The sequence below is a fragment of the Arcticibacter sp. genome (genome assembly GCF_053551015.1).
The window spans coordinates 204,148-219,688 of the sequence record NZ_JBMQOB010000008.1 but is presented as its reverse complement, the minus strand read 5'-3'; the positions used below and the strand labels follow the sequence as shown (position 1 = coordinate 219,688).

The window sequence follows — 15,541 nt, the reverse complement described above, 5'->3', positions numbered from 1 at the left end:
TGATGGTTTAGTTTATAAAAGGTGTTTTTAGACTACATAATAAGAAATATAAACAGCTCACTTTTCCCTCACCAGGCGAACATAATAAACCGCTCCCGCTGTACTGTTCGGAAGGGCCTGAAACTTAACGCGGATATGTTCCTTCCCGTTAAGCATAGCATTGGGGATGGAATATTCAACATCCTGAAATTGCGACTGGTTCCATCGTTCAGTATTGTCTTCTGTTACCAACTTCTTATCGTCAATATAGATATCGAACGTCCTTGTTCCCCATTCAGCACCCCAATACCTCACGTATAGTTTCAGTTCAGTCTCAGAGTTCGTTACCATCTCATAGCTAAAGTAACCCTCCTTGCCGGCCTCGCGAAACATCTCATCAAAATTGCTGCCGGTCCGCGAATTTTTGCTCTGCATCTTATGGTCTGTTTCCGGCTGTTGTTCGCCGGTGTTCACCTTATCAACCGTGCGACGGTCGAGCGCCAGTCTTTTTTCCTCTGTCTTTGAAAGAGAATCACTGTATCGCTCATACCTTTTATCATTTAAGGCCAGCCAGTAAATCATGTACCGGGCATCGTGTATCTGGTAAAAAGGTTCCAGCACCATATTCTCCAAGGGATTTTTGATCGCTACATTTAACTTAAAATGCAAGGGCTTTCCTTCCAATTGCACCAGTTTGTCGCCAATATCTTCAATGTTGTTGTCAATAATGACGGGAGCTTTGTCTATGGCGAGCATTTTGCCTCCGGTATATTGATCGAAGCGTCCCGCTCCGGCAACCAGGCTTCCCATGTCCTCTGTCCCTGCTTTAGCCCCAAGCAATATTGGCCCGTGCATGATCGCAACATAGTCCGGCACATCAGGCATACGCTCGATGGTATTCCTCATGGGTAAGAAAACCTCAACTTTGTCGCCCTTTTTCCATTCTCTGGCAATACTCACATAAGAAGAGGGCTTGGCAGAATAGTTAAAGACTTTCCCGTTTACCAATATTTTAAGAGCACCTTCTTTTACCCATCCGGGATACCTGACTAAAAGATTGAATTTCGCTGTACCTTTTGTAACTGTCAGTTTCGTTTGTTCTTCCAAGGGAAAATTCGTTTCCTGTTTAATCTCCACACCTTTCTCTTTCCAGCTAAGTTGTGAAGACATAAAGAGGTTTAAGAAGAGCTTGTCGCCTGAATGCGAAAACACCATCTGGTTGTACTTCCCATGATTCTCCATTCCGGTGCCTACACAACACCACATGGCCTCATTCGGCGCGGAATATTTGCGGTGCTGACGCGGCCGGGCAGTCGTAAAATAAACATAACCGCCATGTTCCGGATGTTGAGTGGAACGGATGTGATTGAATGTGGCCCGCTCGTAAAAATCCATGTATTTTGCCTCCGGCTGCTCGCGGAACAGGTCTTCCGTTAACTTAAGCATGTTATAGGTGTTGCACGACTCCGGTCCGTCGGTAACCAGCAGATAGTCGAAAGCCGACGTTTTGCTGGGGAAATGTTCCCTGCGGCTGTTTCCACCGAATGCAAGCGAGCGCTTCTGTGTAATTGTCTCCCATGAAAAGCTCGCCGCCTTCGCATACTGTTCGTCACCGCTTAGTTCACCGACCCGGCCAAAGCCAATAAACTTCGGAATCTGAGTATTGGCGTGTTTATTGTCCAGATTATCAACTCCCCTGGATAAGGGGTCCAGGAATTGTTTGTGCGAGTATCTTTTGGCAGCCGCCAGATATCTGGTGTCTTTTGTCATCTGATAAGCATCGGCAAACATTTCATTCATGCCGCCATGCTCCATGTTCAGCATTCTTTCCATCTGATCGTCAGACAGGCCTGCGGTAATATCAATACCCCAGTCGCAAAACTTAAGGAACATATCCTTCGCTTCCTGATTATCGGCGTATAACCAGGCATCGCGCAGTCCGGCATACATCTTATGCAAGTTATAAAAAGGTGCCCATGCGGAATTATAGGCACTTAAGTCGCCCTTTTTAAAAGCCGACCATAGTCTGGCGCTGTTTGGGAATCCGCCTACATAGCCCCGCCCCCATTGTGCATTATTTTTCGCATTGGCTTCCTGACACTCCCTGAGTTCTTTGATCATATACTCCATGCGGATTTTACACTCTGCATTTCCGGTAGCTGCATAATTCATCGCCAGGGCCGACAGATAATGGCCTCCGACGTGACCATCCAGACCATCCCAGTTAGGGTACGTCTCAGCTTTTTTTGATAAACCTGCCTCTTTGCGGTAAGGTGCCAGTAAACGGTCTACATCGTATTGCATCAGCACTTTTAGGTTCAGGTCTCTCGCTTGTTTAAACGGGCCATCCAAAAGACTAATATCACGTAAAGGGAACTGATCGGGGTATAACTTCTCCTGAGAACTGCCTGTAAATGGGATCAGGCCTCCCATCAATACACTAAGTATTAAATTTTTAAGGTTTATCTTCTTCATAATTGGTCTTATGCAGTTTGGAGTAAACATACAAATTCAGGTTTGAAATTTGCTACTGAAATACTGCGACCAAGGGGAAAGCTTATAAATAGAAAATACCGAACAAGAGCAGGACGAAATTGACCTGCTGATTACCTGAACCCTGGAGTTTAACCGCCACCTTCGGCATCGGAAAGGGATTAGTTCCCCGTTGTCGGTCCATAAACGACCAGCCTTCCGTCTTTTAGGACCTCCATTTTATCGATAAATACAAGCCTCTCGTGTCCTGTAGCTTCCGTGCGACCGTGGTAAACACAAAGCATCTCCTTTCCATCCGGCGACATGGTGATACTGTTATGACCTGTACCCGTCACCTTTCCGCGCTTTTGGAGAACAGGATTACCAGCTGCCTTAACAAAGGGACCCAAAGGCGACTTAGACGTCGCATAGCCCACCGCATAATTTTGGCCGTCGAAATTGTTGGCAGAATACATCATGTAATAGGTGCCATTCTTCTTGAAGATAAATGAGCCCTCAGTCCAGCGCCGGTTAACCTCACGGGAAGTAACCGAGCGGCTCTCCCACTCCGCGATATCCATCTTTACCGGCGGGCGCAGCAGCAGCACGGGTTCACCTATGACACCACTGAAGTCGGCCTTCATCTCTACGCCGTAAACCCAGCTCTCCTCAATCTCTTTATACCAGCCCTTCTGCCGGGCCCACTTAGAAACCTCAGTCTCTACGGGATGCTTGTAGCAACACCTGGAATAATATAAATACGTCTTTCCGTTCTCAAACCAGACATTCGCGTCGATGATCGGATAGCCCGGATCAAATACCGGAGCATTCCGCATGTCGATGAACGGTCCCGTTGGCTTGTCCGCAACCGCCACCCCGATCTTGAAATTCTCTTCTTCATTGGTCGGATTATGCCGCCACTGCGCACTATAGAACATATAATATTTGCCGTTCTGCTTGTACACCTCAGGAGCCCAATAGGCGCCGGTCCCCCAGCCGTTCTTGTTGTCCCCGAAGTAAACCTGCCCCTCATTCTTCCAGTTTTTCAAATCAGCAGATGAATACGCCGCAAAGCCGTCCTTCGCACCTCCTCCCGTACCATACATGTAATATACATCACCGTCTTTTAGCACAAAGGGATCGCCAAAGGCAATTGATAGTGGATTGGAGTGTGCGGATACGGTTCCCACCTGAGCTTTGCCTTGTGCTTGTACCTGTACCAGACTAGTAGGCAAGCACGAGATAATGATTAGAAATGTACTGCTGATGATCCTTAGCATAGGTCGGTAGATTAGCTTGTGAATTAAAGGAGATTCATTCAAAGCAAATCTAGGATTCCAGGCGGGCTACGGCTAACAAGAATGTGCCGATTGTTATAAATTTTGTGTCATACTGCCTGTAAAGCAGTTAGGGAAGAGCAAAACAGCTTAAATATCCTTCACGCCTGCTCAAAGGTCTTTAGATACAAAACTCTTCAAAATAGCAGGTCAGAGAGGACGTTTATCCGTGCCTCTGATCCTTTTCGAGCAGCCTTGTCATCCCTGGCGCAGCTAGAAATCTGAGTAGATCCCTGGTGGCGCTGAGATGACATGACGTCGAGTAAAATGAGCAAATGACAAGCCCGAGAGCATCTATTACTTTTTAGGCTTTGGCAGAGGTTTAAACACCATGCTGAATAGCGAAACGCTTCGCTGGCACAGCATTACTATCAAGCAGTTCGTTAAAACGGGCGTTCATAATCCATACCTCTTCACCTTTTTTGGTAGCGGTTGCAGGATAAGTAAACCGGTCGGCAATAAGAGTCGTTGCCGCAAGCCTGGCGCTTTTCCAGTTATCCGTACTTTCAAGCTGGTAAATCTTGTCGTTTCCGCCATTTACTACTATCGTAAGTCGTTCGCTGCTATTAAGCAATAATCCGTCAGCGCCGAGTAAATATTGGTCGGTCTCGACTTTTTGCACATCGGACGGGTTTTTAATATCTACTTTGTAAACCTGGCCGGTATTGCTGTTATCAACCAACAAAAATCCTGCGGGATGATAAACGATGCCGTTTACACCAATATCTTCCGTTTCAAACTTCTTGTCTTTGGCAAATACACTGGCCTCTCCCTGAGGAGTAATTTTATAAATGGCGTGTGCGTAGCTATCAGTAAGGTATATATTTCCGTTATCACCGAAGGTTAAATCATTGGAAAAATGCTTTCCAGGCACTAAGCCGGAAAGGTCCACGTCCGACAAACGTTGACCGGTCGCCAGATCGATACTGATTAAACGGGCCATTTTATTACGGGTATCCGGCTATGTAAATTTGCCACGCTAATATAAAGCATACCGTCAGGACCGAATTCGATTGTCCGGTTCGGATGCTGGCCCGCATTTGGCAAATCATTTATTAAGAGCTCCATCTCACCCAATGTGCCGTCCGGGTTGAGCGGGTAACGGCGAAGCTCCTTATTATTGCACAAGTACATATATCCGTCTTTCATGGTTATACCATGCACGCTCTTAAAATCATAAAGAACGGTTTTCAGTTCTTCAAACCTGGTGTCGCCATCATTGTCTTTCAGCATCAGCACATCGCCGGCGTCCCGCCTGGTAATATACAATTCGCCATTTGGACCGGCGTAAAGCATTCTTGGCCGTCCCAGGCCCGAGGCGGCAACACTGACTTCCCAGCCGGCAGGCACCTTCAACAACTTCACCATCTCGGGTAAAAAGTCTAAATGCTGAGGGTACTTGGTAACGTTCGACGACCTCGTCTTTTCTTTAGGGGGCAATCCACGCTGCGCCGACGCTCAGGCACATAATAGCGTGGATATCAAAAGAGTTGATATCAATTTTTTCATAGGTAGATGTTTCTCTGATAATGTATTTGGAGCCAGGATAGTTTTGGTTATTTATTTATATTTTTTCTAAGCTCTTTATACCTTTTGCGGCAACTGAACAGAAAACAACTTGAAAGAGAATTTTTAAAGCCTGCTGAAGAACACAAACGTTATGATAATTGAGTCGCATGCTTAAATTACTTGCCCGATACGATTGATTGCACAAGCAACATCCCGCTTATCTGCAACGCCCGGCGCAGTCCAAAACATTCCTAAAAACAAAGAAGGCGGTCCCAAAACCTGGAACCGCCTTCTTTTATAGCTTTAAAGAATTACTGAAACTAGATCTTCTCCAATCCCTTCAGGTCTGACTTCTTCGCTTCTACCACACTAATGGCATAACCTCCGCCGGCAGCAACAAACTGCGAAAGCTTCGACTTGCTGGTCACCGCCACTTTACGGATCGTGTAAGCCTGAGGATTTGTCTTATAATGTGCATCTTTCGCATCTGTGTACAGCGTAGCGATATACGTTTTGGACGGATCTAAAAAGCCAAAGTCAATCTTCGATGTTCTGGAGTTTTCGCCACCTACGCTTCCAACAAACCATTTGCCTGTCTTCTTCGCTTTACGTGCTACGGTAATATATTGTCCCGGTTCTGCTTCCAGGTACTTGCTGTCGTCCCAGTCTACCGCAACATCCTTGATGAACTGAAAAGCATCCGCGAACTGCATGTAATGCTCAGGAAGGTCGGCTGCCATCTGAAGCGGACTGTACATCGTCACATACAGCGCCAGCTGGTTGGCGATGGTGCTGTTTACATGTGATTTATTGTCCGGATTCAGCTTGCTGATATCCATTTCAAAGATGCCCGGAGTATAATCCATCGGCCCCCCCAGGAGTCTCGTAAACGGAAGAAGAGTCACATGGTTCGGCTTAGAACCTCCAAAGGCCTGGTACTCGGTACCGCGGGCCGACTCGTTGCCGATCAGGTTAGGATACGTACGTGCAATACCTGTGGGACGTACAGCCTCATGCGCATTGATCATGATCTTGTATTCGGCTGCTTTCTCCAGCGCGTACTGGTAATGGTTTACGATCCACTGGCTGTAGTGGTTCTCCCCTCTTGGCAGGATATTACCTACGTAACCGCTCTTTACCGCATCATAGCCGTTGTCTTTCATGAACTGATAGGCCTTATCCATGTGGCGCTCGTAATTACGTACGGAGCTGCTCGTCTCGTGGTGCATGATCATCTTCACATTTTTGGATTTCGCATAATCCCTGATCTCCTTCACGTTGAAGTCCGGATACGGCGATACGAAGTCAAACACAAAATCCTTGGAGTTCCCGAACCAGTCTTCCCATCCCTGGTTCCAGCCTTCCACCAAAACACCGTCGAAGCCATGCTCCGCAGCGAAATCAATGTATCTCTTCACATTTTCAGTCGTCGCAGCATGCTTGCCGTTAGGCTTTGCCTTCGAATAATCGGTGATACCCAGTTGCACGGCCGGATACTCATCTGTATATGCCCATGAACTCTTGCCGGTGATCATCTCCCACCATACTCCTACGTATTTGGTCGGCTTGATCCATGAAGTATCCTCAATCTTGGAGGGCTCATTCAGGTTATAGATCATCTTGGAAGCCAGGATATCGCGGGCGTCATCACTCACGATCACCGTTCTCCATGGCGTATTGAAGGGTGCCTGAATATAGCCTTTATCTCCCTTAACATCGGGCGTCAGCCAGGACTCAAACACCATGTTCTTATCATCCAGGTTCAGGTGCATACAGGCATAATTAATCAGCGCCGCCTCATGCAGGTTGATATAAATACCCTGATCTGTTTTCATCATCAGCGAAGTTTGCACCCCTGTTGGCGAGAATGAAGCCTGCGATACGTTAGCGGTAATGGCCTTCGGCATCAGTCCCCTGATCTCTGATAAGCGTGAAGTGGTGAAATCATATTCCTGGGTATCATAGTCGCCCGGAATCCAGTATGCTGTATGATCGCCGGTCATGGCGAATTGGGTCTTTTCTTCTTTGATCACAAAGTAAGTCAGGTTCTTCTGCTCCGGAAACTCGTAGCGGAAGCCCAGTCCATCGTCGAATAAACGGAAGCGGATGAGCATCTGACGTTTGGTGCCTTTCTGATCAAGCGTCACCGCCAGTTCATTATAGTGGTTGCGGATCTCCCTTACCTCACCCCACACGGGCTTCCAGGTTTCATCAAAGCTCGATGTTTTGGAGCTGGCCAGCGTAAAGTTATCATGCAGGGAAGATTCAGCGTTGGCAACCTTCTGGTTCATGTCGCCGCCGGATGCCGCGTCCTTCGCCTGGCGCTTCAACTCGAAACCCAGCTTGCTCTGTTTCACCACGTCCTTACCTTTATATTTTAGGCTGTACGCGGGTGTACCATCTTTCAGCAGCGAAAACCGAAGAGCGAATTTGCCGTCCGGCGATTTAAGATCCTGTGCATTAATTACGTTTGGCATAGCCACACATAAGCAGATCAAAAAGAGAATTGTTCTCATATTATAAGTTTATGTTAAAAGGTATGTACGCTCGGGAACGTTCCCGAAATTAGGATATTATATCCATCACAGCAAGAGAAAAATAAATTTCTATATCAAAAGCGGAGCTTATGCTACACTGTCTCGCCTATTCCGCCATTCATGCTCACACTTTATTGAACATCCGGTGTTCTTAAGATCAACAAGTACTCAACATGAAGAAAAGGTCTAATGACGCATTACGGCGTCAGATATACACGGTCGTATTCCGGTCAGACACCACTGCAGGCAAGCTGTTCGACCTGATCCTCCTATGGCTCATCCTCTTTAGTATCCTTTCCGTATTTCTGGAAAGCGTGGCGAGCATCAGGCAGAACTATCTCACTTATATCCGGATTGCCGAATGGTTTTTTACTATCATATTCACAATAGAGTACCTCCTGCGCATTTACAGCTCACGCAGGCCGCTAAGCTATATCTTCAGCTTTTACGGACTCATTGACCTGATTGCCTTCCTACCGGGATACCTGAGCCTGTTCCTAGCCGGGGGACAGTATCTCGTGGTCGTACGAGCCTTCCGCCTGCTGCGTGTCTTCCGCATCCTGAAGTTGAGTCGCTTTCTGTATGAGGGCAACATACTCCAGAGCGCGCTAAAAGCAAGTATGTACAAGATTATTGTATTTATCACAAGTGTAGTCACCCTGGTCACCATTATCGGCACACTCATGTACATTATCGAAGGAGACAAAAGCGGCTTCACCAGCATTCCGGTATCCATATATTGGGCGATAGTTACCATCACGACTGTGGGTTATGGGGACATATCGCCACAGACTCCCGCCGGCCAGCTGCTGGCCAGCATCCTGATGATCATCGGCTATGGCATCATTGCGGTTCCCACCGGAATCGTATCTGTTGAAATGGCACGTGCTACGGAAGAAGCGAAGGAAAAATGCAGCTACTGCCAGGCGCCCATATACCCACGGAACGCCCGGTTCTGCTCCAACTGCGGAAAAGAACGCCCCGGCAAAAACTTACAGGAAAGCAAACCTGAGATTTAGCAAACTATAGACCGTCAGCCATAAATTGATCACAACTGCTTGGTTTGTTCATCCAAGAAAAAGCAGGAAAGCGCTTGAGTATTTGTCCGATCTATCATTTTTTTTATTCAATCAAGCTTTTCAAACGAGAGCGAAGGAATGCAGGAGGAAGCCTGAGAAAAACATCCTATGTTTGTTCAACGACCAGTTAAAACATTCGAATATGCAGATGAACAACCACCTAAAATTCACGATAAGTACGGCGCTCGCATTCTTCGCCAGTTTCCCCAACCTTCGGGCACAGGATACAAAGCCGGCTGAAATACAGGTAACGCCTTATAAGACCACTATGCTGGCGAACGGCAAAGATGAAGTTCTGATCACCGCCAAAATAATCGATCGCAAAGGCAGGGATGTACCGCAACTGTCGAAGTCCGTCACCTACAAGGTAATCGGTGATGCCCGCCTGATCAGTGTGAACGGAATAGACGCAAAGACCCTGCAAAAAACTGACAGTACCTGGGAGTCTACCCTCAGCGGAACGGCCCGAATTATACTGAGAGCAGGTAACGTGCGTACCCCTATCAAATTTGAAGCAAAGAGCGATAGCCCGACGGAAGGCGCAACCGAGATCCACACCATTCAGCCGGGCAAAGCTCATAAGGTTACAAACGACAGGTACACAGCAAGAGCTATCAGTGATAAAATCCTCGGAGCAGATATCTCCTTCTTACCTCAACTGGAATCAAGGGGGATAAAGTTCAGTGACAATGGTGTAGAGAAAGATGCTCTGATGATATTAAAAGATCACGGCTTCAACTACATCCGCCTCCGGATCTTTAATAATCCCGCTCAGCCCAAGGGCTATTCGCCAAATACAGGCTTTTGCGATCTGGAGCATACCAAACAAATGGCAAAACGTGTGAAAGCGGCGGGAATGAAGTTCCTGCTGGATTTTCATTACAGCGACTACTGGGCAGATCCGCAGCAACAAAACAAACCTTTGGCATGGAGCGGCAAAGACTTCCGCACCTTAACAGACTCCGTTCAGGCGTATACGAAACATGTTATGCAGCAGCTCAAAGATCAGGGCACTGAGCCCGATATGGTTCAGATAGGCAACGAGATTAACCACGGCATGATATGGCCGGAGGGACATGTAAACAATCTCGACAGTCTCGCACAACTGATCTACGCTGGATTCAAAGGGATAAAAGAAGTTAGTCCGCAGTCTGTCATCATGCTGCATGTGGCCCTCGGCGGCCAGGCAGAAGAGTCAGAATTTTTCTATGATGCCATGCATAAACGCAACGTTCCCTATGACATAATAGGCCTTTCCTATTATCCGAAGTGGCACGGCACGCTGGCTGACCTGAGAAGTAACATTGCTGACCTCTCAAAAAAATACAAGAGACAAATTATGGTTGCCGAATACACCCACATGAAACGGGAAGTCAATGATATCGCCTTCACCGTGCCAGGAGGCAGAGGTGTTGGTTCCTTTATCTGGGAGCCGCTAAACACCTGGGAAGCCATATTCGATCGTTCCGGAAAGTCCAATGAACTGCTTGATGTGTATCCCGAAATAGCTGAGAAATACCTGAAATAACCGTCACAGCATCAAAAAATAAAAGCTCTGCTCTGATGTGGCTATCAGAGCAGAGCTTCAACCGCAACGAATTTTCGTCTTTCCTGAACGAAAGAAACATCCTCCCCCAGCGCCCTGAAAGCGAGCATGTACAAGATCACGGTATTCATCTCGAGCGTAGGTACACTGGTGATCATAGTTGGCACACTTACGTACATTATTTGAGGGAGATCAAATTGGGTTTACCAGCATACCGGTACGCATTTATTGGGCAATTGTTACCATCACAAACCTGGACAATGGGTACATATCTCCACAACTCCCGCACGCCAGTTGCTTGCCAGCGTCCTGATGATCGTCGGTTATGGCGCCAGTACGGGCCAATAGGCATGACATCCGTTAAGATGGCGAGAGCTACAGGCGAAGCAAAGGAAAAATGCGGCGTCTGCCGGGCACCCATTTACCACCCGCCTCAAGATTCTGCTGCAAAGTGGGAAAGAACGCCCCAGGCAAGAGCTTACAGGAAAGCGAACCTGAGCATAGCAAAGCGTAACGGTTCAATCCTTTGAACTCGCTCCCGCCCCGCCGGAAAATAAAAAAGCCTGGCTCCTCCTCCGGAACCAGGCTTAACAAGTGCAGGATGCTGGCCTACACTGCCACTGCTAGTTGGTTGGCGAGTTGTTGATTGTACTGCTCCAACAAGCTGATATATTTATCTTTCCAGTAATGCTGACCTTCGTCTTCAGTGAATTCGTCAGCTTTCATAGAGAATGATGCACGTTTAAAGCCTCTTTCAAAGTCTTCAGAAGTGAAAAGGTGCGGTAGCTCAACCGAAAAGTCATGATTAATGACGCAACCTACCCGGAAGATAATATCTGCCTTCAATTGCTGTTGGTTGAACCAGTTATATACAGAACGTCTGTTTACATTTGTTAAACGTGCAACGTCGCTGATTGAATGACCGTTTCTTCTTACAACTTTTTCGAGAATTTGACCGTAATGAATTTCCATAGTTTGAGAGTTTGTTAATTTAGTTATTTGATAAAGTACTAGTTACCTGAGCATTAAAATTGTTGAGCCATTTCCACAATCGAGAACTTCTTTTCCTCAATATCGGGAACCCAGCTTGCACATCTTCCGTTTATTCCAACTGATAAACCCTTTCACTACGCTGTTCGGCTGATATAAGGCAACTACTGTACCGATCTCGGTTCATTTTTTTCACATGATGATCTGTATCACATTTTTTCCCATCAACCTGAACACATTAGCCAAAATCACCAGAAGAAATACTTCCAAACCAAGGCAACAGCCTATGAACCTAAGTAGCTATGAATATGGCCATTAACAAATTCCGACTAAATAAAAGCATAAACATACACTCATAACAGTTAGATTATCAATAATATAGCTTTAGTTAGAATTTCAATAATATCGCGACAAAGGCTTGATCCAGAGTTTCGAATCCCGGTTCATTACCAACAAAGGCAGTGACAAAGCCTCCCATTTTCGGGAGGAGAATTCGCGAAAAGTATTTTCCCACTTCGGAAGAAAAACCTATTATTCATTAGGTATGATGAGGAGGTATAAGGCATCGAAGCGCAATAATATTTCATGCATATAATCGCAGCCTGGTAAACGGTTCTCGCTCTTAAAAACCCTCCCAACGACCAAACTCATCGTTTATTTTCCGCCAGAGAGCTGTAGTTCTGAGAACGTTGGAGAAACTTTCCACCCGGAATTCAGTGAAAGAACCGAACCCTAAATTCCGTATCCACCCGCCCTGAAACGCGCCCGTCTCCTACCCCACGGAGCTGCTGGAAGCAAGCACATGAACGAGCCCTAAAAAAGTTTTGGCATAGAAAAGAGAAGCTTAACTCATCTGCTCAAAAAGCGGTGAGTCGATACACTAGTCCACATGGAAGGTGGTGAAAAGTGAAAAGCTTCACATCTCTGTAGCTGAGCTTGCCTAAAAACGGAACAGTTGAGCTGTGCCAGTTTCACACAAGATGTGAAGACCAAAAATTTAGTGACGGGGATTAAACAAAAGTCTCCGCGTCTAACAACGGGCAGCATATACCCCAATATGGGGACTTTTACACATCACACAGCCCAAAATACCCCAACTTTCTGGCACAAAAAGCCCATCTCCTTAACTGAAACTGATGATGTCGTTCACATCGGCCAAACGCTCATTTAGTTCAATAAACGATTTCTTTCTCGCCGTCACCTGCCACAATACCGTCAGCGTTCCATTATCCTTGCTCAGTTCCAGACGTTCAATATTGAGGTCTGAAGTCTGCAGGGATTGTTCCAGATCTGCGATTCTATTCAGATCGGAGTGATTAAACGTCGCGCTAACGATCTTTTGCTTCTGCAGGGATCCGATCAGCCTTTCGACCTTCGTTACCATCAGTAGTATAATCAGTGTTATAATAGTAAAGAGAAACGCCAGCGCATGATAGCCAATTCCTGTTGTCATGCCGATGGCCGCCGAAGTCCAGATCACTGCAGCAGTAGTTAAGCCCCGGATAGACACCTGATCTTTAAAGATCACTCCCGCACCAATAAAACCGATACCCGTGATGATGTTTGCCGAAATACGATCATCGGATCCGACCCCGTAACCGGATACGATCGTGAAGATGGTTGAACCGAGTGAGATCAGCACGATGGTACGGAAGCCAGCCGACTTACTTTTATATTCCCGTTCAAAGCCGATGATGCCACCGCAAAGAACAGACATGAGCATACTTACGATATCATTAATGTCAATATGAAGTTCCATGCGGACTCAACAAAAGCATTAAAACTTGGTTTGTATTATTCTCTTGATTAAACACAGCAGTGTCATGTAAATAATATATTTAGCAATACTGCCTAATTCTCAATAAATTACTGTACATTTGGATAATTAATTAAAATATAATGCAACAAGGAACAGTAAAATTTTTCAACGAAACAAAAGGTTTTGGATTCATCGTGCCAGCTAATGGCGACAGCGAAATCTTCGTTCATTCTTCAGGATTGTTAGATAACATTCGTGAGAATGATTCAGTAACCTATGACGTTGAGCAGGGCAGAAAAGGCCTGAACGCTATTAATGTTAAGATTGGTTAATTAAACTCATTTTATATATTGATCAAAAGCATCCTCACACAGGATGCTTTTGTTGTTTACAGGCTTTTTTTATCTTGCCTGCAGGTCAAACCAGAATGCCCTTCAGCCCGTTCCTATCGGTGAAAAACAGCTGATATATGCATCTGATAGAACTATTCCTGCCCCTTTATGACGCCGGGGGTAATCCTTTTCCGGGAAAAATTTTCTCCGATCTCAAAGAGGAGCTTACTGAAGTTTTTGGCGGACTCACCATCCACAGCAAAGCACCGGCAACGGGCTTATGGAAACCCGAAAACGACCAAACCGTCAGAGACACCATCGTCATCTACGAAGTGATGACAGAAGAACTTAACGACGCTTACTGGAAAACTCGAAAGCTGCAACTCCAGCGGGATCTTCAACAAGACGAGATCATGATCCGTGCAACGCCTATACGCTTGCTGTAGCCCGGCGTGCCATTTCTGGCCTATTCCGGCAGGCACAAGTCCATGTTTAGTCCGACTTTTGTGTAGAAAACACGGACTCAACATGGACTCAACACGCATTCATTAGTGTTGCACAGGACGGCCGGGGGAGCCCAATGGGTACCCCTAGCTCTCGAGGGGATCGCAAGCCCACCTTATTCTGCAAAGCTTTTAAAGCAAATCAGGTCGAGCGGAGATACAAAGAAGCCCAACACTTTTCCTCGCGAACCCCTACATTGCCCGGAAAATGAAGATCCTGTCAGGAGCCGAACAACATAAATGCGATGATCAGGGTGATAAAGATATTGAAAAGCTGCGCGATCAGGAAGGCGTAAAGCGGCTTCCTGCTGTCTTTATTAAACAGGTCTGCAAAGCGGGTTTCCAGGCCAATACTGGTAAATGCCAAGGCGAACCAAAGTCCCTGCAGACTTTTCAGACTGCCTTTAATCTCCGCATTCACCTCTGCAGGAACAGCAAAGGAAAAGATGAGCGAAGCCGTCACGAAGCCCAGTACAAACTTTGGAAAGCGCTCCCAGATCACACCCAGAGTAGGCTTGGTATCTTCCTGTTTGGCAAGCGGATTATTGGTATAGGTCCAGTACACGGAGATGGCGAAGGCCGCTATCCCCAGCAGGACGTTTTGAGAGAACTTGACAATCGTGCTGATTTCCAGTGCCTTCTCTCCTACCAGACTTCCTGAAGCCACAACTGCGCCCGTAGTGTCAATACTGCCGCCCAGCCATGCGCCGGTTACTGCATCCGGGAAATGGAAATAGCTGGCGATATAGGGCATGATGATCATCATAGGGATCGCCGTGATCAGCACCATCGAGATCACGTAGGACAGCTTCTTTGAATCTCCCTTGATTGCTCCCGAGGTTGCAATGGCGGCCGAAACGCCGCAAATGGACACCGCACTCGAGATCATCATGGTCAGTTCGTTATCGATCTTCAGCCTGCGGCAGAGCCAGAAGGCGAAGTACCAAACCGACAGCACCACGACAAGGGCCTGGATGAGTCCCAGGGAACCTGCCTTGAGAATGTCTGAAAAAATGATGGTGGTACCGAGAAGCACCAGTCCGATCTTGACATACAGTTCGGTGGAAAGGGCATCGCGGAACCATTGCGGCAGACGGAAGAAATTACTGATGATCAGACCGATGGACAAGCTGAAGATCACTGCTTCCAGGTTCAGGTCCTTGATCTGCTTGTTTCCTGCGAGAATCAGGGCCAGCAGGGTCAGGATATAGACGCAAGGGAAGGTAAAAAGCAGGTTCTTGAGGGGCTTGGCGGTTAGCAATGCGCCGAGGAATGCCACGACCAGCACCGCCAGAAATTGCAAACCGATAGCCTTCAGGTTTGATGGAGAGAGTACCTGCGTATTCAATTCGGAAACGTTCGTCCAGCTGAAGGCCGGAGCAGGTACAACAAGGCCCAGAATGGCCAGAACAATGATTAAGATTCCCAGTATCACCACGGTCCAGTCCTCGTGCAGAGAAAAGCGGGTATTTGTTGATGACATAAATGATAAGATTGA

13 protein-coding genes are annotated in these 15,541 nt (G+C 46.8%); 5 read left to right on the top strand and 8 right to left on the bottom strand.

The window, feature by feature from the left end:
* Positions 1–57: 57 nt before the first annotated feature.
* From ACO1NU_RS05315 to ACO1NU_RS05295, 5 genes are all read right to left on the bottom strand, one after another.
* A complete protein-coding gene (locus ACO1NU_RS05315; RefSeq protein WP_448817423.1) occupies positions 58–2,454 on the bottom strand; it encodes a beta-L-arabinofuranosidase domain-containing protein in 2,397 nt (798 codons plus the stop codon).
* 179 nt (positions 2,455–2,633) lie between these two features.
* A complete protein-coding gene (locus ACO1NU_RS05310) occupies positions 2,634–3,731 on the bottom strand; it encodes a glycoside hydrolase family 43 protein (protein ID WP_448817422.1) in 1,098 nt (365 codons plus the stop codon).
* 379 nt (positions 3,732–4,110) lie between these two features.
* Entirely contained in the window at positions 4,111–4,731 is a 621-nt protein-coding gene (locus ACO1NU_RS05305; protein WP_448817421.1) for a hypothetical protein, read from the bottom strand.
* Complete coding sequence (locus tag ACO1NU_RS05300) at positions 4,719–5,228, bottom strand: PQQ-dependent sugar dehydrogenase (RefSeq protein WP_448817420.1); 510 nt, start codon at positions 5,226–5,228, stop codon at positions 4,719–4,721. The genes ACO1NU_RS05305 and ACO1NU_RS05300 overlap by 13 nt, the downstream gene beginning before the upstream one ends.
* A gap of 389 nt (positions 5,229–5,617) precedes the next feature.
* Positions 5,618–7,813 carry a glycoside hydrolase family 97 protein gene (locus ACO1NU_RS05295; protein ID WP_448817419.1) on the bottom strand — a complete coding sequence of 732 codons (2,196 nt, stop codon included), beginning with the start codon at positions 7,811–7,813 and terminating at the stop codon, positions 5,618–5,620.
* Between the two features lie 194 nt (positions 7,814–8,007).
* Here ACO1NU_RS05295 and ACO1NU_RS05290 point away from each other — a divergent pair, with 194 nt between their 5' ends.
* The 3 genes from ACO1NU_RS05290 (at position 8,008) to ACO1NU_RS05280 (ending at position 10,989) form a co-directional block, all read left to right on the top strand.
* Positions 8,008–8,853: an ion transporter gene (locus tag ACO1NU_RS05290; RefSeq protein ID WP_448817418.1), complete on the top strand. Its 846-nt coding sequence runs from the start codon at positions 8,008–8,010 to the stop codon at positions 8,851–8,853.
* Between the two features lie 208 nt (positions 8,854–9,061).
* Positions 9,062–10,441, top strand: coding sequence for a glycosyl hydrolase 53 family protein (locus tag ACO1NU_RS05285; RefSeq protein ID WP_448817417.1), 1,380 nt, complete (start codon positions 9,062–9,064; stop codon positions 10,439–10,441).
* 35 nt (positions 10,442–10,476) lie between these two features.
* Positions 10,477–10,989: a hypothetical protein gene (locus ACO1NU_RS05280; RefSeq protein ID WP_448817416.1), complete on the top strand. Its 513-nt coding sequence runs from the start codon at positions 10,477–10,479 to the stop codon at positions 10,987–10,989.
* Positions 10,990–11,068: 79 nt separating this feature from the next.
* Here the strand turns inward: ACO1NU_RS05280 and ACO1NU_RS05275 are convergent, their stop codons facing one another.
* Complete coding sequence (locus tag ACO1NU_RS05275; protein WP_448817415.1) at positions 11,069–11,431, bottom strand: helix-turn-helix domain-containing protein; 363 nt, start codon at positions 11,429–11,431, stop codon at positions 11,069–11,071.
* Between the two features lie 1,141 nt (positions 11,432–12,572).
* Positions 12,573–13,208: an MgtC/SapB family protein gene (locus tag ACO1NU_RS05270; protein WP_448817414.1), complete on the bottom strand. Its 636-nt coding sequence runs from the start codon at positions 13,206–13,208 to the stop codon at positions 12,573–12,575.
* A gap of 140 nt (positions 13,209–13,348) precedes the next feature.
* On the opposite strand from ACO1NU_RS05270, the gene ACO1NU_RS05265 reads away from it, so the two are divergent.
* Complete coding sequence (locus ACO1NU_RS05265; protein ID WP_106293153.1) at positions 13,349–13,540, top strand: cold-shock protein; 192 nt, start codon at positions 13,349–13,351, stop codon at positions 13,538–13,540.
* A 137-nt stretch (positions 13,541–13,677) separates the two neighbouring features.
* Positions 13,678–13,986 carry a hypothetical protein gene (locus tag ACO1NU_RS05260; RefSeq protein ID WP_448817413.1) on the top strand — a complete coding sequence of 103 codons (309 nt, stop codon included), beginning with the start codon at positions 13,678–13,680 and terminating at the stop codon, positions 13,984–13,986.
* A 277-nt stretch (positions 13,987–14,263) separates the two neighbouring features.
* Here the strand turns inward: ACO1NU_RS05260 and ACO1NU_RS05255 are convergent, their stop codons facing one another.
* On the bottom strand, positions 14,264–15,526 hold the full coding sequence (locus ACO1NU_RS05255) for a YeiH family protein (protein ID WP_448817412.1): 1,263 nt from the start codon (positions 15,524–15,526) through the stop codon (positions 14,264–14,266).
* Positions 15,527–15,541 lie beyond the last annotated feature (15 nt).